The organism is Bacillus sp. FSL M8-0025 (genome assembly GCF_037975475.1).
Classification (GTDB): domain Bacteria; phylum Bacillota; class Bacilli; order Bacillales; family Bacillaceae; genus Bacillus; species Bacillus subtilis.
Genome location: NZ_CP150258.1, coordinates 1,889,904 through 1,914,952 on the forward strand (window position 1 = coordinate 1,889,904; position 25,049 = coordinate 1,914,952).

Consider the following 25,049-nt stretch of genomic DNA (forward strand, 5'->3'; position numbering starts at 1 on the left):
GTGGCATATGCTGAAAAAATGGCTCGCAGGGATCCTGCTTATCATGCTTGCCGGTTATACGGGATGGAATTTATATCAAACATACAGCAAAAAAGAAGTCGGAATTCAAGAGGGGAAACAAGCACCTGATTTTTCTTTGAAAACGCTGTCAGGAGAGAAAAGCTCTTTACAGGATGCAAAAGGCAAAAAAGTGCTGCTCAATTTTTGGGCAACTTGGTGTAAGCCGTGCCGTCAGGAAATGCCTGCGATGGAAAAGCTGCAAAAAGAGTACGCCGACAAACTTGCGGTTGTTGCGGTAAATTTCACTTCAGCTGAGAAAAGTGAGAAACAGGTCCGAGCGTTTGCTGATACTTATGACTTAACATTCCCCATTCTGATTGATAAAAAAGGGATCAATGCTGACTATAACGTGATGTCATATCCAACGACATATATCTTAGATGAAAAAGGTGTTATCCAAGACATACACGTTGGCACCATGACAAAAAAAGAAATGGAACGAAAACTGGATCTTGATTAGATTCAGTTTTTTTTATGCTCAGATATGCTTACAAGTTTTCAGAATTGGAAAAAATAAAAGAATATGCGGAGGTGAGAAGCGTGAAGAAGATGAGAAAACGTTCTTTTCATGAGCTCGTCATGGAAAACAAAAAAGAGCTGATGACCAATACAGAGTATTTAAATCAGCTTGAGGAAAAGCTTGAACAGCGATTTAAGCAAAAATAACCTTTAATTTGTATTCATGTTTACCCCTCCTTTTGAGAAACCTATCTGTTGAGGAGGGATAAACATGGGAAACAACAAGAAAAACGGTCAGCCTCAATATGCTCCAAGCCACTTGGGTACAAAGCCTGTAAAATATAAAGCCAATAAAGGGGAAAAAATGCATGATACTTCAGGACAGCGGCCGATTATCATGCAGACAAAAGGCGAGTAGCGAAAATTCGAGTTTATTTCTAGGAGGTACATCCGAATGACAAAGAACCAAAATCAATATCAGCAGCCTAATCCTGATGATCGTTCTGACAATGTGGAAAAATTGCAGGATATGGTTCAAAATACAATTGAAAATATAGAAGAAGCAGAAGCATCAATGGAGTTTGCTTCAGGAGAAGATAAACAGCGTATCAAAGAAAAAAATGCAAGGCGCGAACAGAGCATTGAAGCGTTTCGTAATGAAATACAGGACGAATCTGCAGCGAGACAAAACGGATACCGTTCTTAAAAAACCAGGGAAACCTGGTTTTTTTCTTTCTGATTTGATTATGGTAAAATGGGGCTAAATTGACGTTAAGGGAGCAGAGTAATCTTGCATGTATCAAAAAAAGAAATAGAAGTGCGTTATGCAGAAACAGATCAAATGGGGATTGTCTATCACGCAAATTATCTTGTGTGGATGGAGGTCGGCAGAACGGCCTTGATTAAGGACTTAGGCTTTTTATATAGTGATATGGAAAAAAAAGGCGTTCTGTCCCCAGTCGTTGATATCAATATTTCCTATAAAAAGCCGCTTCATTACGGAGAAACCGCGGTTGTACATACATGGATAGAGGACTATAACGGATTTAAAACCGTCTATGGTTACCACATTTATAATCCGGCCGGTGAGCTTTCCATCAAAGCCACCTCATCTCATATTTGTGTGGATAAAGAAAGCTTTAAGCCAATTCAATTCCGCAAAGCTTTTCCTGATTGGCACACAGCATATGAAAAGGCCAAAAAATAGGGAAGTGAACGGGATATGGCGTTTGGTGTGAAACGGGAGGAACTTAACCGGTGGAAACAAGCAGTGAAAAGAGGAGAAATCGCATTTTTAACACATTACTGGCTGGATGACCGATTTCCAGAAGCAAAGACCGTGACAAAAGCCGGCTGTGCAGACATTGATAAGCTGGTTCAGTGGGGAGCGGCGTACGGGTTAAAAAAAGAATGGATCCATAAGAAAAGTGAATTTCCCCACTTTGATCTGCTGGGGGAAACACAAAAATATATTTTGGAACAAGAAAACCTAACCGATCATCTTATACGATTTCATTTGTAAAAAAAGAACGCACATGATGTGCGTTCTTTTTTATTGGTATTCAAAAACCGGTTCATCAGCGTCTTCTGAATAGCTGACGAGAAGGTCGTGGTTATCAAAGTACCATAAATCACTTTCTTCAATAAAGAAGGTAATGCCGTCAGCTTCTGCAGTGACTCCAGCCTCTTGTGGGGCATCTTTCGCTACACCGAGAGAAAAACCCTTTTGAACGTTGCTGCAGCCTCCATAGCGGACGAAAAAGCGAACCTGGTCTCCGCTTTCCAAATCGAGTTCTTCTTTATACCAGTTCAATGCGTCTTCGTTAATTGTCATATTCATAACAGAACACCCCTTTGTTCTTCATTTGAATTTTCTCTATTATAAACGTATTAGGCTATTCTGTGTCAAAAGAGAAGTTTTTTAAGCTTATAACCATTTTACTTTAGGTTCTGTTTTATTGATAATTCGTTTAATGTTCGCTCGGTGTCTGTATATCACAAAAATAGTGAGCAGGGTAACGACAATCAATAAATACGTATCATGGACAAAGAAACTATATATAACAGTATAGATCCCTGTTAACATCGATGAGAGAGAAACAAATTTAGTCAAGTATAAAAAGATGAAGAATACCGCAACCATCGTGATAAATAACAGGGGTGCGTAAAATAGCAAAACGCCTCCTGATGTCGCCACGGCTTTACCGCCTTTAAATTTGGCGAAGATGGGAAACACGTGGCCTAAAACCGCAAAGACTCCTGCAAGAAGCGGGTGAATATCAACATGCATGAGAAAAGGCAATGCAGTTGCCAGTGTCCCTTTCAAAATATCTCCGGCTATGACGACCGAACCAGCTTTTACACCCAATGTACGGAATGCATTGGTAGCGCCTAAGTTGCCGCTTCCGTGCTCCCGAATATCAATTCCCTTGGCAAGCTTGCCCACAATTAAGCCAGATGGAATGCTGCCTATCAAGTAGGCCAAAATAATCAATAAAGCAATTAACATCTACATTTCTCCTTTTTCAAATTCCCTTCTTTTTATTTTAACATGAGATGTCATGATCTGATGATAAGTTTTTTTGTAAAGTTTGCTTACAAATCCAATCAAACATGCATCATATTTTGATTTCTCCTGTTTTGATCGTGTAAAATAAGTGAAAAAGGAGTGACACACGATGCAAAACCCTTCTAAAGCGGAAATTAAAGAGATTCTTCAAAGAAGCAAACGTATAGCGGTAGTAGGGCTTTCAGACCGTCCGGATAGAACGTCACATATGGTTTCAAAAGCAATGCAGGACGCGGGTTATGAAATTATCCCTGTGAATCCTACAATTGATGAGGCGCTAGGTGTCAAAGCCGTTTCATCTTTAAAAGAGATAGACGGTCCGATTGACATCGTAAATGTATTCCGGCGCTCAGAACAGCTTCCTGGAGTGGCGGAAGAGTTTTTAGAGACAGATGCGCCAGTATTTTGGGCACAGCAAGGGCTAGTTAATGAGGAAGCATACCAGATGCTAAAAGAAAAAGGCAGAACGGTTATCATGGATCTGTGCATAAAAGTGGCACACGCTGTAACAAAATAGGTGCAGAACTGCAAAAATCCTTGTAAATTCAAGGATTTTTGCTTTTTAATTTTAAGATATTGTTTGCGTATTACGGTGAAACAGATACAATAAAGCTTGAACAGCTTTTTTTGAATACCTTGTCCAGCTGGGTTTCGGCCGTTCGATTTGCGAAGGTCTGCTGCTTTATATATAATAAACAAACATACGTTCTCATGGTGTAAAAACAGCACTAGCCGATGTTTTGAGAAGAACTGATTCGTTAGCTCTATGTTGCGATTGCAAACATATTGGTTATAATGAGGAGTCCAAGGCAGCACTGGCTCGAGGCGAGGTTTATAAAAAATATCTTATATACAAATGATGTGTAACACTGAAAAAGAGAAAGACAATGTTAGTTTTTGAAAGGGGTTTGTACGTTTGGCTAGAAAACAGCAATTTGATTACAACGAAGATGCCATACAGGTGCTCGAAGGCCTTGAGGCTGTCAGGAAAAGGCCGGGTATGTATATTGGCTCTACTGACGCGCGGGGTTTGCACCACTTGGTTTATGAAATTGTAGATAACTCTGTCGACGAGGTGCTTGCCGGCCATGGAGATCACATAATCGTCAAAATACATAAAGACAATAGTATTTCTGTACAGGATAGAGGCCGCGGCATGCCGACCGGAATGCATAAGCTCGGCAAACCAACCCCTGAAGTGATTTTAACGGTGCTTCATGCCGGAGGAAAATTCGGCCAAGGCGGCTATAAGACAAGCGGTGGGCTCCACGGGGTTGGTGCATCAGTCGTGAATGCTTTATCTGAATGGCTGACGGTTACCATTGAGCGGGACGGTTTTGTCTATCAGCAGCGATTTGAAAATGGAGGAAAACCGGTTACATCTCTCGAAAAGATCGGCAAAACAAAAAAGACGGGAACTCTTACACACTTTAAGCCAGATCCAACGATGTTCAGCACAATCACTTATAATTTTGAAACGCTCTCTGAGCGCTTAAGAGAGTCTGCGTTTTTGTTAAAAGGACTGAAAATTGAGCTGATTGATGAACGCAATGACCAGCATGAGGTCTTTTATTATGAAAACGGCATAGAAGCGTTTGTTGCTTACTTAAATGAAGAAAAAGACGTCTTGTCTGAAGTGGTCTCGTTTGAGGGTGAGCATCATTCTATAGAAGTGGACTTTGCGTTCCAGTTTAACGATGGTTATTCTGAAAATATTTTGTCGTTTGTCAACAATGTCAGAACAAAAGACGGCGGGACGCATGAGTCAGGTGCAAAAACTGCGATGACGCGTGCTTTTAATGAATATGCGCGAAAAGTGGCTTTGCTGAAAGAAAAGGATAAGAATCTTGAAGGCACCGATATAAGGGAAGGGCTTTCAGCCATTATTTCTGTCCGCATACCTGAGGAGCTTCTTCAATTTGAGGGACAAACAAAAGGAAAGCTCGGTACTAGTGAAGCAAGATCAGCGGTGGATGCGATTGTTTCAGAGCAGCTTGCTTACTTTTTAGAGGAAAATCGGGACACCGCAACGCTTCTTGTCAAAAAAGCAATCAAGGCGAGCCAGGCGCGCGAAGCGGCACGCAAAGCCCGTGAAGAAGCAAGAAGCGGCAAAAAACGAAAAAAATCAGAAGCGACTTTAAGCGGAAAGCTGACGCCTGCGGGTTCAAGAAACCCGGCAAAAAATGAATTGTATCTCGTTGAGGGAGATTCAGCAGGCGGGTCAGCCAAGCAGGGAAGAGACCGCAGATTCCAGGCGGTTCTGCCTTTACGCGGTAAAGTCATTAATACAGAAAAAGCTAAGCTTGCTGATATCTTTAAAAATGAAGAGATCAATACGATCATTCATGCGATCGGCGGGGGAGTCGGGGCAGATTTCTCAATCGATGACATCAACTACGACAAAATCATCATTATGACCGATGCCGATACTGACGGTGCCCATATTCAAGTGCTGCTTCTTACCTTTTTCTATCGCTATATGAAACCGCTCATTGAGCATGGCAAGGTGTTCATTGCGCTGCCACCTTTATATAAGGTCAGTAAAGGAAGCGGGAAGAAGGAAATCATTGAATATGCATGGTCTGATGAAGAGATGGGTGATGTCCTGAAAAAAGTCGGCAAAGGCTATACCATTCAACGATATAAGGGTCTTGGAGAGATGAACGCAGACCAGCTGTGGGAAACGACGATGAATCCGGAGTCCCGCACACTTGTTAGGGTCAAAATTGACGATGCGGCACGTGTAGAAAGACGTGTGACGACGTTAATGGGAGACAAAGTAGAGCCGCGCAGAAAGTGGATTGAGAAAAACGTCGCTTTCGGCTTAGATGAAGAAAGCAATATTTTAGAAAATGAAAACTTATCGGTCGCTGAGGAGGTTTAATGATTGTCACAGCCAGAATTATTTCATGATTTACCATTAGAAGAGGTGATCGGCGACCGTTTTGGACGCTACAGTAAATATATTATTCAAGACAGGGCGCTGCCCGATGCGAGAGACGGATTAAAGCCGGTACAGCGCAGAATTCTGTATGCAATGCATACAGATGGAAACACGTTTGATAAAAACTTCAGAAAAGCGGCCAAAACGGTCGGTAACGTCATCGGTAACTATCATCCGCACGGTGACAGCTCGGTTTATGAAGCAATGGTGCGGATGAGCCAGGATTGGAAAGTTCGTAATGTGTTAATCGAAATGCATGGAAACAATGGAAGTATCGACGGAGATCCCCCGGCAGCCATGCGTTATACAGAGGCACGATTATCTCCGATTGCATCTGAGCTTCTTCGGGATATTGACAAAAACACGGTTGAATTTGTGCCGAACTTCGATGACACAAGCAAGGAGCCTGTCGTACTCCCGGCGATGTTTCCTAACCTATTGGTCAACGGATCTACCGGTATTTCAGCAGGATACGCGACCGACATTCCCCCTCATCATCTGGGAGAAGTCATTGATGCTGTCATTAAGCGTATTCAAATGCCATCTTGCTCTGTTGATGAACTCATGGAAGTCATTAAAGGGCCTGATTTTCCGACAGGCGGTATTATTCAGGGCGTTGACGGGATAAGAAAAGCTTACGAAACCGGAAAAGGAAAAATCATTATCCGCGGAAAGGCTGAAATTGAAACAATCAGAGGCGGACGAGAACAAATTGTCATTACTGAAATTCCATTTGAAGTAAATAAAGCAAACCTTGTAAAAAAAATGGACGAGTTCCGTATTGATAAAAAGGTTGAAGGCATCTCAGAGGTTCGTGATGAAACGGATCGAACAGGGCTGAGAGTGGTCATTGAACTGAAAAAAGAAGCTGATGCCAAAGGCATTTTGAATTTCTTATATAAAAATACTGATTTGCAGATCACATATAACTTCAATATGGTGGCTATCCATAACCGCCGTCCGATGCTGATGAGCCTACCGTCTATTTTGGATGCATATATCGGACACCAAAAGGAAGTTGTCACAAACCGGTCCGTTTACGAGCTTCAAAAAGCAAAAGACAGACATCATATCGTAGAAGGGCTCATGAAAGCTTTGTCTATTTTGGATGAAGTGATTGCAACAATCCGTTCTTCTAGCGATAAACGTGACGCTAAAAACAATTTGATCGCCAAATATGAATTTACGGAGCCTCAGGCTGAAGCCATTGTGTCATTGCAGCTATATCGTTTAACCAATACAGATATTACAGCGCTTAAGGAAGAGGCAGAAGAGCTCGGTAAAAAAATTGAAGAGCTCGAATCTATTCTGAGCAATGATAAAAAACTGCTAAAAGTGATTACAAACAGCTTAAAAGCACTGAAAAAGAAATATGCAGATACGAGACGCTCCGTGATTGAAGAAAAAATTGAAGAAATTAAAATCAATCTCGAAGTCATGGTTGCATCTGAGGATGTATATGTAACCGTTACGAAGGATGGTTACCTAAAACGGACGAGCCAGCGCTCATTTGCCGCTTCCAACGGTCAGGACTTCGGAATGAAAGATACGGACAGGATGCTGCATCAGTTTGAAATGAATACGACAGACGTGCTGCTGCTCTTTACGAACAAAGGAAGCTACATCTATTGTCCTGTTCACCAGCTGCCTGATATCAGATGGAAGGACATGGGCCAGCATTTTTCAAATCTGATCACTATTGACCGTGATGAAACGATTGTAAAGGCCATACCGATAAAAGAATTTGATCCGTCGGCATATCTTCTATTCTTTACGAAAAACGGCATGGTGAAAAAGACAGAGCTCACCCATTATAAAGCACAGCGTTATTCTAAGGCGCTTGTAGCCTTAAATCTGAAGGGTGAAGATGAACTGATTGATGTACATGTAACAAATGGGGAAAGCCAGATCTTTATGGCCACTCACTTAGGGTACGGTCTATGGTTTGGAGAAGATGAAGTGAATGTAGTTGGCGCGCGTGCGGCAGGTGTCAAAGGGATTAACTTAAAAGAGGATGACTTTGTTGTCTCCGGTGAGATCCTTCAGCAATCTGATTCAATTGTCTTGTTCACACAGCGGGGAGCGGTAAAACGCATGAGTCTTTCTGAGTTCGAGAAGACATCCCGCGCAAAACGCGGTGTCGTAATGCTAAGGGAACTGAAAAAGAATCCTCACCGAGTTGTAGCACTGTTCGCTTGCGGTCTTGAACAGCGACTAGTGGCAGAAACAGAAAAAGGCGACAGAAAAGAACTGCAGGCAAAAGAGTTGCGGACAAACGACAGATACAGCAATGGCTCTTTCTTTTTTGATGAAGAGGAATCAGGCAAGGTTACAGCTGTTTGGCGCCTTCATACAGAACAATAATAAAAAACCCGCTCATACTATATGAGCGGGTTTCGTTTGTTTTTATCAGCTTTCATGGTTGGTGAATAGATCTGTTACAGCATGAATGACTTCAATCCCCTGCCATACAAATAAATTCAGCGCTGTGAAAGAAAATAAGCCTAAAATCACCATTCTTAAGATAAACAACATGTTTAACAGCCTCCTCATATTTTCGTTACATAATCGGGTGATGTTGAACATGAAGTTTGCCGAAATAAGACGATTGATAAAATTTGGCCAGTATAAAGCTTTTTTTCCGCTGACGTCTGCGGGAGTATCCCGTACTTTTGCTTTCAGCGGTCAGCAGCAGAACAGCCATTGCCCATAAAGCGGTCAGCGTAAATGCCCCTGTGATGGATTTCTTCTCATCATCAGCATTTTGGCCGGCTTTCATCTCATGCATTTCCTGCTGGTCGGCTACGGCTTTATAATGATGGCCGATATCAAAGGCGTGGGGAATTGAGAACAAATGAAAACTGGCAATCGCCAAGAATAAGATGGACGCTTTCAATATCGTTACTTTTTTCAAATGATCTCCCCCTCCTTTAATATTACTGAATATTTTTATAATAATACCCCAATCCATCCTAAAAGTAAACGTGATTTATTAAATTTAAAAATAAATTTAACCTTGTTAAGTATATATCTTTTTGCTTATTTTTGAAAGAGAAAACTTCTTTTATTAGCGTATGTATACCCGGTTTATGGTGTGAATAAAAACATATTTTAAATGATATGTTTGTTGTTTAGGGTTTATTACTTTATTTATGTGTTAAATCAAAGGGAAAGGCAAGAGAATGGGAAGAAATGATTACATTGTTAATAGGGCACTCTTTTTTAAAAGCCAGCTTGCAAGGAATGTTTTTATTCGTAGGAAAATAATAGAGAAGGGGTCGACAGAGTAACATCTGGCTACGACAATATTCTTCTCGAAAAAACTTCCTAATTCGTCATATTGTGATATAATAAAACTCGTTATGTTAAAAAATCTAACATCAAAATCGAATTCGTATTGAATTGATGAAAACGGGAGGTAAATATGGAGTCTTTTTTCAATAGTTTGATTAATATTCCAAGTGATTTCATCTGGAAATACCTATTTTATATTTTAATAGGGCTTGGATTATTTTTTACCATACGTTTTGGTTTTATCCAATTCCGTTATTTTATTGAAATGTTCAGAATAGTAGGGGAGAAGCCGGAAGGAAATAAAGGTGTTTCATCTATGCAGGCATTCTTTATTTCGGCCGCATCCCGAGTCGGTACAGGGAATTTGACTGGTGTAGCCTTAGCAATTGCGACAGGCGGACCAGGCGCTGTATTTTGGATGTGGGTAGTGGCTGCAGTAGGCATGGCTTCAAGCTTTGTTGAGAGTACGTTAGCGCAGCTTTATAAGGTGAGAGACGGGGAGGATTTCCGCGGAGGCCCGGCTTACTATATTCAAAAGGGTCTTGGTGCCAGATGGCTTGGCATCGTTTTTGCAATCTTAATTACCGTCTCATTCGGCTTGATTTTTAACGCTGTTCAAACAAATACAATTGCTGGAGCATTGGATGGCGCATTCCATGTGAATAAAATAGTTGTAGCCATAGTTCTGGCGGTTTTAACTGCGTTTATCATTTTCGGCGGTTTAAAACGTGTTGTCGCTGTTTCACAGCTAATTGTGCCGGTTATGGCAGGCATTTATATTCTTATCGCTTTATTTGTTGTCATCACGAATATTACGGCTTTCCCTGGCGTTATCGCTACAATTGTTAAAAATGCTTTAGGTTTTGAACAAGTCGTCGGCGGCGGAATAGGCGGCATCATCGTTATCGGTGCGCAACGCGGACTTTTTTCAAACGAAGCAGGAATGGGGAGCGCACCAAACGCGGCTGCGACGGCTCATGTATCCCATCCGGCAAAGCAAGGCTTTATTCAAACATTAGGCGTATTTTTCGATACATTTATCATATGTACGTCCACAGCATTTATTATTTTGCTGTACAGTGTAACGCCAAAAGGCGACGGCATCCAAGTCACACAGGCTGCTCTTAACCATCATATTGGAGGCTGGGCGCCGACTTTCATCGCAGTCGCAATGTTCTTGTTTGCATTCAGTTCAGTTGTCGGCAACTATTATTATGGCGAGACAAACATTGAATTTATTAAAACAAGCAAAACATGGCTGAACATTTACCGTATCGCTGTAATTGCTATGGTTGTGTATGGATCTTTATCAGGCTTCCAAATCGTTTGGGATATGGCGGACCTCTTTATGGGTATCATGGCGCTGATCAACTTAATTGTGATTACGCTGCTGTCAAACGTTGCTTACAAAGTGTATAAAGATTACGCGAAACAACGTAAGCAAGGACTTGATCCTGTGTTTAAAGCGAAAAACATCCCAGGGCTGAAAAACGCTGAAACATGGGAAGATGAGAAACAAGAAGCATAATTTAAATATAAAACAAAGCTGCATTCAATAGTTGAATGCAGCTTTTTCATTATTGGAAATAAATTTAATTTTTCGACTCGAATGAAAAATGACGTGTAAAGTCCCAATTCAGTCCAGTTTTCTTTGTTCTATATGTGTCATGTGTGTCTTATTCAATGGAGATAGAGCAAATTGACAGGCTTTTAAACCTCCCAAAAACAAGAAATTAGGTTGATAGACAATCATGAGAAAGATTTTTACAATGAGTTCGTGCTCATAAGAAGTGAAGAGCCAAAATGATGCGAAGGAGGAAAAGATCAGATATGAAACGGTCAATCTCTATTTTTATTACGTGTTTATTGATTACGTTATTGACAATGGGCGGCATGTTGGCTTCGCCGGCATCAGCAGCAGGGACAAAAACGCCAGTAGCCAAGAATGGCCAGCTTAGCATAAAAGGTACACAGCTCGTTAACCGAGACGGTAAAGCGGTACAGCTGAAGGGGATCAGTTCACACGGATTGCAATGGTATGGAGAATATGTCAATAAAGACAGCTTAAAATGGCTGAGGGACGATTGGGGTATCACCGTTTTCCGTGCAGCGATGTATACGGCAGATGGCGGTTATATTGACAACCCGTCCGTGAAAAATAAAGTAAAAGAAGCGGTTGAAGCGGCAAAAGAGCTTGGGATATATGTCATCATTGACTGGCATATCTTAAATGACGGTAATCCAAACCAAAATAAAGAGAAGGCAAAAGAATTCTTCAAGGAAATGTCAAGTCTTTACGGAAACACGCCAAACGTCATTTATGAAATTGCAAACGAACCAAACGGTGATGTGAACTGGAAGCGTGATATTAAACCATATGCGGAAGAAGTGATTTCCGTTATCCGCAAAAATGATCCAGACAACATCATCATTGTCGGAACCGGTACATGGAGCCAGGATGTAAATGATGCTGCTGATGACCAGCTAAAAGATGCAAACGTTATGTACGCACTTCATTTTTATGCCGGTACTCACGGCCAGTTTTTACGGGATAAAGCAAACTATGCACTCAGCAAAGGAGCACCTATTTTTGTGACAGAGTGGGGAACAAGCGACGCGTCTGGCAATGGCGGTGTATTCCTTGATCAATCGAGGGAATGGCTGAAATATCTCGACAGCAAGACCATCAGCTGGGTGAACTGGAATCTTTCTGATAAGCAGGAATCATCCTCAGCTTTAAAGCCGGGGGCATCTAAAACAGGCGGCTGGCGGTTGTCAGATTTATCTGCTTCAGGAACATTCGTTAGAGAAAACATTCTCGGCACCAAAGATTCGACGAAGGACATTCCTGAAACGCCAGCACAAGATAAACCCACACAGGAAAATGGTATTTCTGTACAGTACAGAGCAGGGGATGGGAGTATGAACAGCAACCAAATCCGTCCGCAGCTTCAAATAAAAAATAACGGCAATACCACGGTTGATTTAAAAGATGTCACTGCCCGTTACTGGTATAAAGCGAAAAACAAAGGCCAAAACTTTGACTGTGACTACGCGCAGATTGGATGCGGCAATGTGACACACAAGTTTGTGACGTTGCATAAACCAAAGCAAGGTGCAGATACCTATCTGGAACTTGGATTTAAAAACGGAACGTTGGCACCGGGAGCAAGCACAGGGAATATTCAGCTCCGTCTTCACAATGATGACTGGAGCAATTATGCACAAAGCGGCGATTATTCCTTTTTCAAATCAAATACGTTTAAAACAACGAAAAAAATCACATTATATGATCAAGGAAAACTGATTTGGGGAACAGAACCAAATTAGTTAAGCTTTTTTTTTGGCGGACATCAGTAACGATGTCCGTTTTTATCATCTAATAGGAGGTTTGCGTTGTGGATGAAATACTGAAACAGTATATGGTGCTGTATAAAAAAATGAGTAATATGATAAATGGTCCCGACTATCCAGGTAAGGAAAAAGACATCCAGCATCAAAAAGATCAGATCGAAGTTTACGAAAAACAGCTGCAGCAAGGATTTTCTACAGATTATGACTATGATGTGTTTGCTGATTCTGTTATCAAATGCGCATATGGCGATATGACGCTGGAAGATTTAGAAGCCGTTTATTATGGATTGACAACACCATTTTTTTGATTTGTCATTCAGCAGTAAAATTTCAATTTCTGTCTCACTAACTTAAGTATACTTTGATATTGAGACAGAAATTTATTTATTTTGTTTACTTCCTAGAATATATATTATGTAAACTAGAAAAGATGAAGATTAAAGCTTTGCTGTTTTTATGTACATCCTTTCTTCTTCCTGGAATTCAGCAACAAAATAAAAAAGCGATTTCCCAATCGGAAAATCGCCAATTCAGACACTCTATTATTTATGTGTGTCTTTGTGCTCTTAACGATTTACAACAAATGTTGTCACGCTTTGAGCTGGAAGATGAGCCCAAAAATGATTGCCTGATACAGTGAGATTCGTTCCAGGTTGTAGATTGCTGCTGCTGCTCGTGATCCATCTAGATACGTTTGAAGCAGATCCATTCTGCAAAACAAAGTTTTGGTTGACTCCTGTGTTGCTTTTATTGATGGCAACAATAACGACCTTGTTGTCACCTTTATAGGCTGACACGTAAACGTTCGCATTAGGGTTTTTCGTTGCATCAATCCTTACATAGCCGGGACGCACAAACTTTGAGAAATGAGCCATATTGTAGCCGCGTTTGCTGATCGTACCATCTTCTTTCATAGGTCCATATGATCTTCGGATGTACCACCATACATAAGCTTGAAAGTCCCCCTCTACCATCGCATTGTGAATATGCTGTGAAACATCCAATGCCTCAGGCCATCGATCCGCCGAGTTGTTATCACTGTTTGGATAGTATACTTCCGTCATCCAAAGGTCCTTCCCCGCTCCTTTTTGTTTGAAAAGAGGATAAGGGAATTGGCTGACCTGTGTGCCGTACAGGTGAGTTCCGAGAATATCCATATTGGCAAGAGCCTGCGGATCGTTCAAAATCGGGTCCGACAAATTCTTCAAGTATTGAAATGACTCAGGCGCAATGACGCGGGCATTGATTGAGCCGGCGTTTTCTCTCATAAAGCGAAGTATTTCTTGCGGCGTCCACCACGTCCACTCGTGAGCGTAATCAGGCTCGTTTTGTACCGAAATCGCGTAAAGATTCACACCATTATTCTTCATGAAGGTAACAAAATCGTTAAGATGCTGCGCGTATGCGGCGTACTTATCGTATTTCAGCCGCTTAGCTGATGTGTCACCATTCCGATTGAAGGTCTCAACCATATCACTTGGAGGATTCCAGGGAGATGCAAAAACGATTGCCCCATGTTTGACCGCACTCTTGGCAGTCTCCACCTCTTTATACCAATTATTTCGATTTTCATCTACATGAATTCTTAAGATTGAAAATCCTAACTGGTTCTGTCCATTGCCAAAAGCAGTTTCTCTTTGAGCTGCTGTAAGATCCCCAGCCCAAGCCGGATGGTTCATCCCTCCAAAACCGCGAATCACTTGTTTCTCTGCAGATACATTAACTGTTACATCACTGGCTGCCAAAACTTCAGTAGCGCCTGGCCCTAACATGACTGACAGCATAGTGAAACATACTAATAGTACACAAATTGTTTTTTTTATGCGTGGAATCATTTATTCCTCTCCTTCGTCATGTGTCTTTTACGGTATTAAAAAATCTGTATGGCATATCCATAATGGCGGGCTGTTCCGGTGATGGCCCGTACTTCACCCGCCTCGTTTTTAAGCGGTCCCATTACGAGTCCTATCTTTGCGTAAACTGCCAGTAATCAAAATTAAACAAGTTTCCTGTACCTGTTCCGGTAAATACAAAGAATACTTTGTGCACACCGGTTGCCCCGCTTACTGCAGTTTCTATTTCTCTCCAGGTTTGCGCTCCGCCTGTTGAAGGCACATTCAGAGTTCCAACAAGCTTACCATCAGCACTGTCGAGGCGCACTTCTATTTTCCCGCCTGAAGTGGATGCTACATTTGCTTTAAATGACCTGGCACCGCCCGCTCCGAAGTCTGCATTTCCTACAGCAATCCAGTCTCCATTTTGAATGCTTGTTACATGCTGATTATTTACTGGCCCGCCGGGTGCTGTGGACTTCTCTGTCAAAATGCGTCCATTCCAAGCAAACGTTTCAGCTTCTACCCGGTTATAAGGATTCAAATTGGAAAGCTGTGTTACACCTGCATAATTTGCTGCTACCTCTTGGATGGATCCATCTGGGTTATGCACCAGCTTATTAATATGGGGAGAACGGTATCCTTTGCCGGCCCCGAACAGAGCGGAACTGACAGTTTGCGCGTGGTACACCACATACCACTCGTTTTTAAAATTGAAAACAGCATGATGGTTGTTTCCGCCACCTCCGAAAAATGCACCCGGATTTTTCAGGAAATGCCCTCTATATGTAAAGGGACCCATGGGATTTGAACTGGTCATGTAGCCGATCTCACCCGGGGGTTTATCGGCCGGGTGCGTGCCGCCGAAATTAATGCAATAGGAGTAATAATATGTTCCGTTATACTTGTGCAATTCCGAATCTTCAAACATGAAAGGCGCATCAATTGTAGATGCACTTCCCTCAACACTCGTCATATCAGGCCCTAATTTTATGACCCTTGCCGTTTTAGGATTGGCCCATTGTCCCTGCGTTGGATTTGAACCGCCAGGAACGCCTCCCCCGGCATACAGGTAACCGGTGCCGTCATCATCTACAAATACTGCCGGATCAAAAAGCCATACAACACCAGACATTCCTGGCGTACTTGGCGTTACGAGCGGTTTTCCGATTGGGTCGGTCCATGGACCAATCGGGCTGTCTGCGGTGAGAACCCCGATACCTCCACCGCTGTTTGCGAAATAAAGGAAGAATTTATCCTTGCCATTAATTTTTTTAACTGCGATTGACGGTGCCCATGACGCACCTGCCCATTTTGCAATTCCACGGCCTCCATTAGCTCCATTGGCACCTGCTACCGGAATGGCTCCGTGGTCTGTCCAGTTCACCATATCCGCTGAAGATATGATGAATACTCTATTCAAATTGGCAAATGAATTATCTTTAATTGTTCCGTTGCTATTATATTCATAGTCATCACTTGACATATAGATGTAGACTCTTCCGTTATAGGTCAGCGCAACCGGATCCGCTCCCAAATGATGGTCGATAAGCGGGTTTGAATTCCCTATATGTTTTGCAATTGTAGTACCTGTGGCAGCATACGCAGACTTCCCAGCTAAGCAGCTCAAAAGTAAAACAAGAATCCATAAACATACGCTACACTTTTTCCTCATCACTTCACATCCTCCTTTTTCCTTAAAATGGGGGATTTTCTTTTGGAATTTGATGACAACAGGTCATGAAGATCGCACGCATAAATTAGCCGGAAGCTGTTTAGCAATGTTCCCAGTTGTTCTGAAAGCTCATCTTCATGTGTCTCCATTCTCTCCTTTCTTCGAGGAGATCGCACCACTCCTTCAAAATTGTTCAAAAAAACTTCCCCATTCCTAGCGACCATTGTCCAGAAAATAAAAAGACAGGATTGTTCATGGCCTCCCACTAATCACATTGAACGGAGATTACATCATTATCCAAGATATCCCTTTATCTAACATCCTACATCATTAAAAAAATTGTGTATAGAAACTTTTGGAGGAGTTAGTGTTCGATTCTACAAAGGAACTGGATACATTTATTCATTGATAAGATGGGGCTAACACTCCGTTTATATTTGTATGTTTTCAGACACAAAAAACAGCCGTTCAATGCGGCTGTTTTTTTCAAGAGTATAAGACTATTGAGCGGTATACCCGCTTTTTCATGTTTTGTTCATATTTTATTAATTGTTTATTCAACACTGTCCGCTATAGTAATCCATATCAACAAATATGACTGCCACTCGCATCTTTTATGAAGGGAGGTCCGTTACGCTGAAAGAAAAAATAAAGACCTTAGGCCGTTTTTGCACCGTAGGCGTCGGCAATACGCTGATAGATTTTGGTGTCTTCTTTCTTCTTACCGCTTGTCATGTCTCTTATCTGCCGGCGCAGATCTGCTCCTATACTGCAGGTATCGCCAACAGCTATGTGTGGAACCGGAATTGGACGTTTTGTGTGAAACGTAAGGCTGACGGGAAAGAGGTCGTGCGTTTTCTCATGATTAATATTGCCGCGTCGGGGATCACCTTTTTGCTGCTTTATTTGTTTCAAAATTGCGGCTGCTCGCTTTTGGTGAGTAAGCTCGCCGCCACTATCGGCGGAATGATGATGAATTTTATCGGAAACCGAATCTGGGTATTTGGAGATTCGCTGAAAAACATACAGGATCAGGAGTGAAGATGAATGAGAAAAAAAGTGAGAAAAGCGGTTATACCCGCAGCGGGTTTAGGAACGAGATTTCTGCCGGCGACAAAGGCGCAGCCTAAAGAAATGCTCCCAATCGTCGACAAACCAGCAATCCAATATATTGTAGAAGAGGCCGCAGAGTCAGGAATTGAAGATATACTGATTATTACAGGGAGAAACAAACGCTCGATTGAAGATCATTTTGATCGGTCGGCGGAATTGGAATTCAATCTCCGGGAAAAAGGCAAGACGGAGACACTTAAGGAAATGCAGCAGATTGCCGATTTGGCCAACATTCATTACATCCGCCAGAAAGAACCGCTCGGATTAGGCCATGCGGTGCTGTGTGCGGAGCATTTTATCGGAGATGAGCCTTTTGCTGTTCTCTTAGGTGATGATATTATGGTGTCTGAAACACCGGCTCTTCGGCAATTAATGGATGTATATGACGTTTATGGCACAGAGGTTGTCGGTGTACAGTCAGTTCTCCCTGAGGATGTCAGCAAATATGGTATTATAAATACATCAGGGTCTCAAGGGCATGTATATGAAGTGAACGATTTAGTGGAAAAGCCTTCTCCTGAAGAAGCACCTTCGGAAATCGCAGTAATGGGACGTTATGTGCTGAATTCTTCGATCTTCTCCGTTTTGAAGACAATTGGCAGAGGCGCGGGCAACGAAATTCAGCTGACAGATGCGCTTCGTGAGGTTTGCCGTAAGGAGCCGATCCATGCCCGGCTGCTGGAAGGAAATCGATATGACATTGGCGATAAGCTAGGCTGTTTTAAAGCGAGCACCGAAATCGGCTTAATGCGTTCCGAAATGAGATCTCAGCTTTTGGCCTATTTAGAAGATGTGATCAAACGGGAAACGAAAGAAATGCTGCGGTAAAAAAATTGTAACCATCTTGCCCGTCAATCAGTCATATAATAGTGAAAAAGATTAGGACAGGTTGTGAAGAATGTGGGCAGTTTGATAAGCGAAATTTTAACATGGCTGACGAACATGGGATATGCGGGTATTGCGATTGGGTTAATGATTGAAATCATTCCGAGTGAGATTGTATTAGCTTATGGCGGCTATATGGTATCGGAAGGCACGATTGGATTTATTGGCGCAATTATTGCGGGTGTTATCGGGGGTACCATTGCCCAGATCTTTATTTACTGGATCGGTCGCTATGGCGGCAGGCCATTTCTGGACAAATACGGGAAGTATTTATTGATTAAAAAGCATCATATCGACATGTCGGAAAACTGGTTTCAGAAATACGGCGCCGGAGTTGTCTTCTCGGCTCGTTTTATACCGGTTGTCAGACATGCCATATCCATTCCGGCAGGTATTGCCAGAATGCCTTTTCTCAAATTTGTGGTACTGACTGTGCTTGCTATCATTCCATGGTCTATTCTGTTTGTTTATTTAGGCATACAGCTAGGAAGCCAGTGGGATGATGTTGAGAATATAGCGGGCACTTATACAACACCGATTATGATATTGGCTGTTGTCGTGATAGCCCTTTATTTTGTGATTAAGAAACGTACAGCCATATTTAAACGATAGCTAGCGGATATGCATAGGGGGTGACTGACGCTCCCCTATGCATATTTTTTTACTTGCGATGTTGATTTGCCAGCTTCAGATTCTCCGCTAAAAATGCGACAAACACTTCATCCCGCACGAGCGATGCGGCATAATTTCTCTTAATAAACCATTCTGCCTCTTCAAACGCTGCGAATGTTTCGTCTTGGGTTTCTCCGTTAATTTGAATATTCCATTCGTTGTCTAAAGGGAAAAGAAAAAATCTCATTTGTGCGCGATTTTCATATAATGATCCATTCGCAGATCCCTTTAGATTATAGATGTTACGGAAGGCATCCGGCCGTACAGGATCAATACGGAAAGCTTCAGCTACAAACAACTCGTATACTTCATCGGTTATTGAACAGCCGGACGCTTTTGCATGCCCTCCGCCGCCATATCGGCCGGCGATTTCTGACACATCGATGTAATCATGAATGGTGCGGAGACTGACTCGTTTTGACCCCATGCTCAAAATCGCAATGTAATCGAGGTGCGGGTTATCTTTCCCTAGCCTGTTCCCCAGCTCTGAATGGTACGATTCAGCGTGAACGATGCCTACACAGTGTTCGTGAACAAAGGTTTGTACCATTTCCCTTTTCTTTCTGCGGAGGTAGCGCTCGATTTTTTCGTCTTCTAAATCAAGCAGTTTTTCTTCAAAATCATCGAAGAAAAATTCGTCATGCGTGGAAAGGCGCTGGATCATTTTTGCTTCAAATTCATCGATTGACAGCAAAAAGAAAAGATCATTAAGCCGCTTCGCCTGTTTTTGATCGTACCGCTCCCACTCCCATGTATCGTATTGGCGGACGAGCTCTGTGAATTGATCTAAGGCGTTTGTCGGTTTCATGAAGCCATTTTCAACGAGATAGCCATATAAAAGCGATGTCGCGGATGTGAGCCTTCCATCATCGTATTCCACCTGGACAAATCCCCATTCATGCTCATTCAAATGAAGGGCTGTTTTATGATGGTCAATGAGCTTCACTTTGCCCCCTGCATGAACATACTCATTCAATCTCTCTTCGTTTTCTTCATTGACGGCGAGATCGGTGATGAATAACGCGTCCTGTCTGTTGCTCTCCTTCGCTTTTTCTAAAAAGTACTGCACCTGTGCGTTTAAGCCGTTAACAGAGTTATACCGGACCTCTATGTCTTTTCCGAACGCCAATTTTGCTACGATTCCGCATCCTACTCCGTCCAAGTCGTTATGTGAATATAAATGATACATAATGTAGGCCCCTTTTTATGATAAACTGACAATTGCCGCTAGAGGTGCGGCAGCCTTTATTTACTATTCTAAAAAACCAAGCGTTTTATGCAATGGTAATTAGTTGACATAATGTTGTTATTGTAAATATATAAAGGAGCGCTTTTTTTGCGCTCCTAAGTTCTTGCTTTTACACCGGATAAACCGGATGCTTTCGATTGGTAAATGTCATTTCCTTTGTCATGTATGCCTTGAGCCGTTTGGCCAGCTCATCACGCAGCGAATTGGCTGGGATAACAGCATCAATGATCATTTCTGAAGCCAGACGGTAGATATTGATGTCCTCTTTGTATTCCTCCCGTTTGCTGCTGATAAATGCGGCTCTCTCTTCTTCTGGCAGCTCGGCGATTTTTTTAGCGTAGACAGCGTTTACAGCGGCCTCAGGGCCCATGACGGCGATTTGGGCGGTTGGGAGCGCTAGACAGCAATCCGGTTCAAATGCCGGCCCTGCCATTGCATACAACCCCGCCCCGTAAGCTTTTCGGACAATGACAGAGAGTTTTGGAACAGTTGCCTCCGACATCGCAGAAATCATTTTCGCTCCGTGTCTGATAATCCCAGCCTGTTCTACTTTTGTGCCAATCATAAAACCGGGGATATCGGCTAAGAACAGCAATGGGATATGAAAAGCGTCACATAAGGTAATGAACTTAGCCGCTTTGTCTGCTGAATCGTGGAATAAGACGCCTCCTTTTACCTTCGGCTGGTTTGCAACAATGCCGATAGGCTGTCCGTGGATTCGTGCGAGGCCCGTCAATAATTCCGGTGCAAATAAGGCTTTGATCTCAAAAAATGAGTCTTCATCTATGACCCGCTCAATCAGCTCATGCATATCAAAAGGTGCGTTTTGATTTTGCGGAATGACGTCGGCAAGCGGAGTGTCGAAGTGTTTTGGCGGGCGATTCTTATGAATGGGCGCTTTTTCTTGAAAATTTGCCGGAAAGTAAGACAAATAAGCCCGCGCCAGCTGTATGGCTTCTTCTTCAGTTTCTGCAAGAATATCTCCGCAGCCGGAGATTGAGCAATGCATACGGGCGCCACCCATTTCTTCAAGAGACACTTTTTCGCCAATAACCATTTCCGCCATCCTTGGCGAGCCTAAATACATGGAGGCGTTACCGTCTACCATAACGACGATATCACAGAAGGCCGGAATATAAGCCCCACCTGCTGCAGATGGTCCGAAAAGCAGACAGATTTGCGGAATGCGTCCCGATAATTTGACTTGATTGTAAAAAATTCTTCCTGCACCGCGTCTCCCTGGAAAGACATTGATTTGGTCGGTAATTCGGGCGCCTGCCGAATCGACTAAATAAATGAGCGGACAGTTTAATTTTTCGGCGGTTTCTTGAATTCTGATGATTTTTTCAACTGTTTTAGCTCCCCATGACCCCGCTTTCACTGTTGAATCATTCGCCATGACGCAAACAGTTTGGCCGCCGATTTTGCCGATAGCGGTTACAACTCCGTCAGCGGGAAGCCCGTCTGACATACATTCCGCAAAAAAAGCGTCTTCTAGCTCAATGTCATCGTCAAAGAGAAGGGAAAGCCGCTCTCTGACAAAGAGCTTGCCTTTTTCCCGATTGCTTTGATGATACTTTTCCGCTCCGCCTTTTCGAATCCGTTCAGCCCGTTCTGTTCGTTCCTTTTCATAATCCATCAGCATTGCCTCCCTTTTATATTCCCTTGTATACGGCCCGTCTTTTTTCTTGAAAGGCCTGAAGCCCTTCTCTCCTGTCTTTTGTCGGGATGGTTTGTTCATACGCTTTTTGTTCAATCGCAAGGCCTGTAGCGAGATCTGTCTCCAATCCTTTATTGATTGCAAATTTAGCCTGACGGACAGCGATCGGTCCGTTGGCAGAAATGGCTGCGGCCAGTTCCTCTGCTTTTGGCATAAGGTCACAAGGAGCCGTGACATGCTCTACAAGGCCGATTTCTTTTGCTTCGTGTGCGGTCACGCGTCTGCCTGTATAAATGAATTCTTTTGCTTTTCCTCTGCCAATCAGCCGGGGCAGCCTTTGGGTCCCTCCAGCGCCCGGGATAATAGCTAACCCTGTTTCCGGAAGTCCCAGCACAGCTGATTCAGTTGCGATTCGAAGGTCGCATGCCAATGTCAATTCTAGTCCGCCGCCTAATGCGCTTCCATTTATCGCAGCTATGACCGGCTGCGGCAAGGCATCAAGTAAAGCCGCCGTTCTTTGAATGAGAGATACACTTTCCAGAACCTGATCTTCTTTCAGTTTTATCCGTTCCTTCAGGTCTGCCCCTGCACAAAACGCTTTTTCACCGGTGCCTGTGAGGATGACACAGCGGATGTTTGAGTTGAATTCAATTTCCTGAAGAATCATTTGCAGGTTTCTAAGCATTTCCGCTGAAAGAGCATTTGCTGCCTGAGGCCTGTTTAAGGTGATCAACGCAATATGTTCATTTTTAACAGTAAAAAGAATAGAGTCTCCCATTGTTTGCGTCCTCCCTTTTATCAAGATGATTTAAACACCTGTAAATTTCTGCTCGGCAGCGGTTTGCCCATTTTTTCTTCTATCCATTTGGCCGCAGATAGCAGTTTTTCTAGCTTTACATTTGTTTTGATATCCATCTGTTCAAGCATGTACACGATATCCTCAGTTGCGGCGTTTCCTGATGAACCTGGCGCATATGGGCATCCCCCAAGCCCGCCTGCCGAGCCATCGAACACCGTGATGCCCATTTGGAGTGCTGTGACCATGTTGGCCAGAGCGGTTCCTCTCGTATCATGAAAATGCAGGGCAATTTGATTAGCCGGGAATCGTGCCAAAAGAGCTTCAAGTACAGTTTCCACTTGGGCGGGATTAGCCGCTCCAATCGTATCTCCAAGCGACAGTTCAGAAATCCCGAATTCAAATAGAGCTTCTGAAAGGCGAATGACTTGTTCAATGGGGACATCTTTTTCGTACGGACAGCCGAAAACAGTCGAGAGGTAGGCTCTTGTTGTGAGGTTTGCTTTTTTTGCGTCGTTGTTTACTTGTTTGAGTATATGAAGGGATTCAGAAGTGGATTTATTGATGTTTTTTCTGTTGTGCGTCTCGCTGGCGGACATAAAAACGCAAGCTTCGTTAATGCCTCCTTCAAGCGCATTCTCCAGTCCTCTTTGATTCGGGACAAGTGCCGCGTACGTTACCCCTTTTTCTCGGTCGATGCCTTTTGCTACATCGATAGCATCTCGAAGCGCCGGAATCCATTTCGGGTGAACGAAGGATGTGATTTCAATATACGACAGCCCTGTCCGGGAAAGCTGGTTGATCCAGGTTATTTTATCCTCTGTTGCGATCCAAACGGGCTCGTTTTGTAAGCCATCACGCGGGCCGACTTCTTTGATTGTCACTTTTTTAGGATATGGCATGGTCTTCCTCCAAATTATTGAGTGGAATTGCTCAGTTCGAGCAGTACGTCTCCTTCATTTACAAAGTCGCCTTCATTTTTTTTGACTTCTTTTACGATTCCGCTTCTATCTGCAACGATCGGGATTTCCATTTTCATCGATTCCAAAATGGCTACCTCCTGGCCCTTTTCGATTTGGTCGCCGGCTTTGACGTGGACTTTCCACAGGTTTCCTGCCATTTGTATGCTAACCGTCATGACAACTGCCTCCTTTATAGGTGTTGTTTCAAAAAGTCAGTCGTGACATCCCCTTCTTTAAATGCCTTTGTTGCCGCAGCCTGTATGAGAAGCGGAAGATTTGTTTTGATTCCCTCTACACGATAGTCGCGAAGCGCTGTCTCTAGTTTTTCAATTGCTTCTGTTCTGGTTTGGCCTTTGACAATCATCTTAGCGATCATCGGGTCATAAAAAGGGGTAACGGTGCTGTCTTTTGCTACCGCACATTCGTGTCTGACTCCTTTTTGGTCAGGAAGTGAAAACGCAGTGATTGTACCTGGTGACGGGAAGAAGGTTTTTGGATCTTCCGCGTATATTCGAACCTCTATCGCATGCCCGTTCCGTTGGATGTCTTTTTGGGAGAATGTGAGTGTATGGCCCGCAGCAATCCGCAGCTGCTGCTCAACTAAGTCCAGGCCTGTTATTTCTTCAGTCACGGGGTGTTCAACTTGCAGTCTCGTATTCATTTCGAGGAAATAAAAATTTTGCTTCTGGTCAACTATAAATTCGATGGTGCCTGCGTTCGTATAGCCGATTGCCTTCGCTGCTTTTACCGCTGTTTGCCCGATCTTCATTCTTAGTTCATCGTCTACAAATGGAGACGGTGCTTCTTCTATGACTTTTTGGTGGCGCCTCTGAACAGAGCAATCACGTTCAAACAGATGTACTGTATGGCCGTGTTGATCGGCCAAAAGCTGAACCTCGATGTGGCGCGCATGTTCAATAACTTTTTCTATATACATCGACCCGTCACCGAAAAAATCTGCTGCGCGCTTTTTGTTTCCCTCGTACGCTTTTTTTAATGCTTCTTCATTTTCAACACGCTGCATTCCGATGCCGCCTCCGCCCGCTGAAGCTTTCAGCATGACAGGATAGCCGATTTGACTTGCGGTGCGGCAGGCTGCCTCTATATCTCCGAGGGATTCAGAAACGCCCGGCACCACAGGGACACCTGCAGCCTCCATTGCTTTTCGCGCTTCAATTTTGCTGCCCATCTTTGCGATGATATCAGGGGAAGGTCCGATAAACACGATGTTTTCTTGCTTGCAGCGTTCAGCGAACCGGCTGTTTTCTGATAACAATCCATATCCCGGGTGGATCGCGTCGGCTTTTGCTTTTTTCGCCGTCTTTATGATTCTCTCTATATTTAAATAACTTTCACTGACTCTCGATTCCCCGATCAAATATGCCTCTGTAGCGGCTTTTGTATGGGGCGCGTCCTTGTCTGCTTCTGAATAAACAGCGACCGTTTTAATGCCGAGACGGCTGCATGTTCGGATAATTCTCATTGCAATTTCTCCGCGGTTGGCGATCAGTACTTTTGTAAACAT

Annotated in this window: 27 protein-coding genes; 15 read left to right on the plus strand and 12 right to left on the minus strand. The window is 43.1% G+C overall.

Translation table 11 applies throughout. The annotated features are described in order from the left end of the window. Positions 1–7: 7 nt before the first annotated feature. The 6 genes from MKX38_RS09575 (at position 8) to MKX38_RS09600 (ending at position 2,041) form a co-directional block, all read left to right on the plus strand. Positions 8–520, plus strand: coding sequence for a redoxin domain-containing protein (locus MKX38_RS09575; RefSeq protein WP_029726674.1), 513 nt, complete (start codon positions 8–10; stop codon positions 518–520). Positions 521–600: 80 nt separating this feature from the next. Then, positions 601–726, plus strand: coding sequence for an FbpB family small basic protein (locus MKX38_RS09580; protein WP_003244964.1), 126 nt, complete (start codon positions 601–603; stop codon positions 724–726). Positions 727–790: 64 nt separating this feature from the next. Further along, positions 791–937 carry an acid-soluble spore protein SspN gene (sspN, locus tag MKX38_RS09585; RefSeq protein ID WP_003231569.1) on the plus strand — a complete coding sequence of 49 codons (147 nt, stop codon included), beginning with the start codon at positions 791–793 and terminating at the stop codon, positions 935–937. Between the two features lie 36 nt (positions 938–973). After that, positions 974–1,225: a small acid-soluble spore protein Tlp gene (tlp, locus tag MKX38_RS09590; protein ID WP_003231568.1), complete on the plus strand. Its 252-nt coding sequence runs from the start codon at positions 974–976 to the stop codon at positions 1,223–1,225. 84 nt (positions 1,226–1,309) lie between these two features. Beyond that, positions 1,310–1,726, plus strand: a complete 417-nt coding sequence (locus MKX38_RS09595; protein ID WP_003231566.1) for a YbgC/FadM family acyl-CoA thioesterase — start codon at positions 1,310–1,312, stop codon at positions 1,724–1,726. 15 nt (positions 1,727–1,741) lie between these two features. After that, positions 1,742–2,041, plus strand: coding sequence for a hypothetical protein (locus MKX38_RS09600; RefSeq protein WP_003231564.1), 300 nt, complete (start codon positions 1,742–1,744; stop codon positions 2,039–2,041). Between the two features lie 30 nt (positions 2,042–2,071). Here the strand turns inward: MKX38_RS09600 and MKX38_RS09605 are convergent, their stop codons facing one another. Both MKX38_RS09605 and plsY read right to left on the minus strand, forming a co-directional pair. Next, the gene (locus MKX38_RS09605) at positions 2,072–2,359 is read right to left on the minus strand and encodes a HesB/YadR/YfhF family protein (protein WP_003231562.1); all 288 of its coding nucleotides are present in this window, start codon (positions 2,357–2,359) and stop codon (positions 2,072–2,074) included. 87 nt (positions 2,360–2,446) lie between these two features. Further along, complete coding sequence (gene plsY, locus MKX38_RS09610; RefSeq protein WP_003231560.1) at positions 2,447–3,028, minus strand: glycerol-3-phosphate 1-O-acyltransferase PlsY; 582 nt, start codon at positions 3,026–3,028, stop codon at positions 2,447–2,449. Between the two features lie 169 nt (positions 3,029–3,197). On the opposite strand from plsY, the gene MKX38_RS09615 reads away from it, so the two are divergent. From MKX38_RS09615 to parC, 3 genes are all read left to right on the plus strand, one after another. Beyond that, positions 3,198–3,605 (plus strand): CoA-binding protein, encoded by a 408-nt coding sequence (locus MKX38_RS09615; RefSeq protein WP_003245606.1) that lies wholly within the window; start codon positions 3,198–3,200, stop codon positions 3,603–3,605. A 399-nt stretch (positions 3,606–4,004) separates the two neighbouring features. Then, positions 4,005–5,972 carry a DNA topoisomerase IV subunit B gene (parE, locus tag MKX38_RS09620; protein WP_095843723.1) on the plus strand — a complete coding sequence of 656 codons (1,968 nt, stop codon included), beginning with the start codon at positions 4,005–4,007 and terminating at the stop codon, positions 5,970–5,972. Between the two features lie 3 nt (positions 5,973–5,975). Further along, on the plus strand, positions 5,976–8,396 hold the full coding sequence (parC, locus tag MKX38_RS09625) for a DNA topoisomerase IV subunit A (protein ID WP_029317859.1): 2,421 nt from the start codon (positions 5,976–5,978) through the stop codon (positions 8,394–8,396). 45 nt (positions 8,397–8,441) lie between these two features. Here the strand turns inward: parC and MKX38_RS09630 are convergent, their stop codons facing one another. Together MKX38_RS09630 and MKX38_RS09635 are read right to left on the minus strand one after the other, a co-directional pair. Further along, positions 8,442–8,567, minus strand: a complete 126-nt coding sequence (locus tag MKX38_RS09630; protein ID WP_003231548.1) for a hypothetical protein — start codon at positions 8,565–8,567, stop codon at positions 8,442–8,444. A 25-nt stretch (positions 8,568–8,592) separates the two neighbouring features. Next, positions 8,593–8,946, minus strand: a complete 354-nt coding sequence (locus MKX38_RS09635) for a hypothetical protein (protein ID WP_003245190.1) — start codon at positions 8,944–8,946, stop codon at positions 8,593–8,595. 510 nt (positions 8,947–9,456) lie between these two features. Here MKX38_RS09635 and MKX38_RS09640 point away from each other — a divergent pair. The 3 genes from MKX38_RS09640 to MKX38_RS09650 all read left to right on the plus strand — a co-directional run bounded on the left by MKX38_RS09640 (position 9,457) and on the right by MKX38_RS09650 (position 12,988). Beyond that, positions 9,457–10,854 carry an alanine/glycine:cation symporter family protein gene (locus MKX38_RS09640; protein WP_021479777.1) on the plus strand — a complete coding sequence of 466 codons (1,398 nt, stop codon included), beginning with the start codon at positions 9,457–9,459 and terminating at the stop codon, positions 10,852–10,854. Between the two features lie 302 nt (positions 10,855–11,156). Then, positions 11,157–12,656, plus strand: coding sequence for an endo-1,4-beta-glucanase EglS (eglS, locus tag MKX38_RS09645; RefSeq protein WP_338381960.1), 1,500 nt, complete (start codon positions 11,157–11,159; stop codon positions 12,654–12,656). Between the two features lie 68 nt (positions 12,657–12,724). Further along, positions 12,725–12,988, plus strand: a complete 264-nt coding sequence (locus MKX38_RS09650; RefSeq protein ID WP_003231535.1) for a YnfE family protein — start codon at positions 12,725–12,727, stop codon at positions 12,986–12,988. Positions 12,989–13,246: 258 nt separating this feature from the next. On the opposite strand, the gene xynC is transcribed toward MKX38_RS09650, so the two are convergent. After that, positions 13,247–14,515 carry a glucuronoarabinoxylan endo-1,4-beta-xylanase XynC gene (gene xynC, locus MKX38_RS09655; protein ID WP_038827855.1) on the minus strand — a complete coding sequence of 423 codons (1,269 nt, stop codon included), beginning with the start codon at positions 14,513–14,515 and terminating at the stop codon, positions 13,247–13,249. Between the two features lie 130 nt (positions 14,516–14,645). Continuing rightward, positions 14,646–16,187, minus strand: a complete 1,542-nt coding sequence (gene xynD, locus MKX38_RS09660; RefSeq protein ID WP_339189293.1) for an alpha-L-arabinofuranosidase — start codon at positions 16,185–16,187, stop codon at positions 14,646–14,648. 594 nt (positions 16,188–16,781) lie between these two features. Here xynD and MKX38_RS09665 point away from each other — a divergent pair. The 3 genes from MKX38_RS09665 to MKX38_RS09675 all read left to right on the plus strand — a co-directional run bounded on the left by MKX38_RS09665 (position 16,782) and on the right by MKX38_RS09675 (position 18,797). Then, positions 16,782–17,228: a GtrA family protein gene (locus MKX38_RS09665; protein ID WP_167408187.1), complete on the plus strand. Its 447-nt coding sequence runs from the start codon at positions 16,782–16,784 to the stop codon at positions 17,226–17,228. Positions 17,229–17,234: 6 nt separating this feature from the next. Next, entirely contained in the window at positions 17,235–18,128 is an 894-nt protein-coding gene (gene galU / locus MKX38_RS09670; RefSeq protein WP_014479952.1) for a UTP--glucose-1-phosphate uridylyltransferase GalU, read from the plus strand. Between the two features lie 72 nt (positions 18,129–18,200). Next, a complete protein-coding gene (locus tag MKX38_RS09675) occupies positions 18,201–18,797 on the plus strand; it encodes a DedA family protein (RefSeq protein WP_003231529.1) in 597 nt (198 codons plus the stop codon). Positions 18,798–18,846: 49 nt separating this feature from the next. Here MKX38_RS09675 and nrnB read toward each other — a convergent pair whose 3' ends face one another. The 6 genes from nrnB to MKX38_RS09705 all read right to left on the minus strand — a co-directional run bounded on the left by nrnB (position 18,847) and on the right by MKX38_RS09705 (position 25,049). Next, on the minus strand, positions 18,847–20,046 hold the full coding sequence (nrnB, locus tag MKX38_RS09680; RefSeq protein ID WP_015251991.1) for an oligoribonuclease NrnB: 1,200 nt from the start codon (positions 20,044–20,046) through the stop codon (positions 18,847–18,849). Between the two features lie 169 nt (positions 20,047–20,215). Beyond that, positions 20,216–21,751: an acyl-CoA carboxylase subunit beta gene (locus MKX38_RS09685; RefSeq protein WP_339189297.1), complete on the minus strand. Its 1,536-nt coding sequence runs from the start codon at positions 21,749–21,751 to the stop codon at positions 20,216–20,218. A 10-nt stretch (positions 21,752–21,761) separates the two neighbouring features. Next, positions 21,762–22,544: an enoyl-CoA hydratase gene (locus MKX38_RS09690; RefSeq protein WP_029317866.1), complete on the minus strand. Its 783-nt coding sequence runs from the start codon at positions 22,542–22,544 to the stop codon at positions 21,762–21,764. A gap of 20 nt (positions 22,545–22,564) precedes the next feature. After that, positions 22,565–23,464 (minus strand): hydroxymethylglutaryl-CoA lyase, encoded by a 900-nt coding sequence (gene ldeG, locus MKX38_RS09695; protein WP_029317867.1) that lies wholly within the window; start codon positions 23,462–23,464, stop codon positions 22,565–22,567. Positions 23,465–23,478: 14 nt separating this feature from the next. After that, complete coding sequence (locus MKX38_RS09700) at positions 23,479–23,700, minus strand: acetyl-CoA carboxylase biotin carboxyl carrier protein subunit (protein WP_014479957.1); 222 nt, start codon at positions 23,698–23,700, stop codon at positions 23,479–23,481. A 14-nt stretch (positions 23,701–23,714) separates the two neighbouring features. Continuing rightward, positions 23,715–25,049, minus strand: a complete 1,335-nt coding sequence (locus MKX38_RS09705) for an acetyl-CoA carboxylase biotin carboxylase subunit (RefSeq protein WP_003231523.1) — start codon at positions 25,047–25,049, stop codon at positions 23,715–23,717.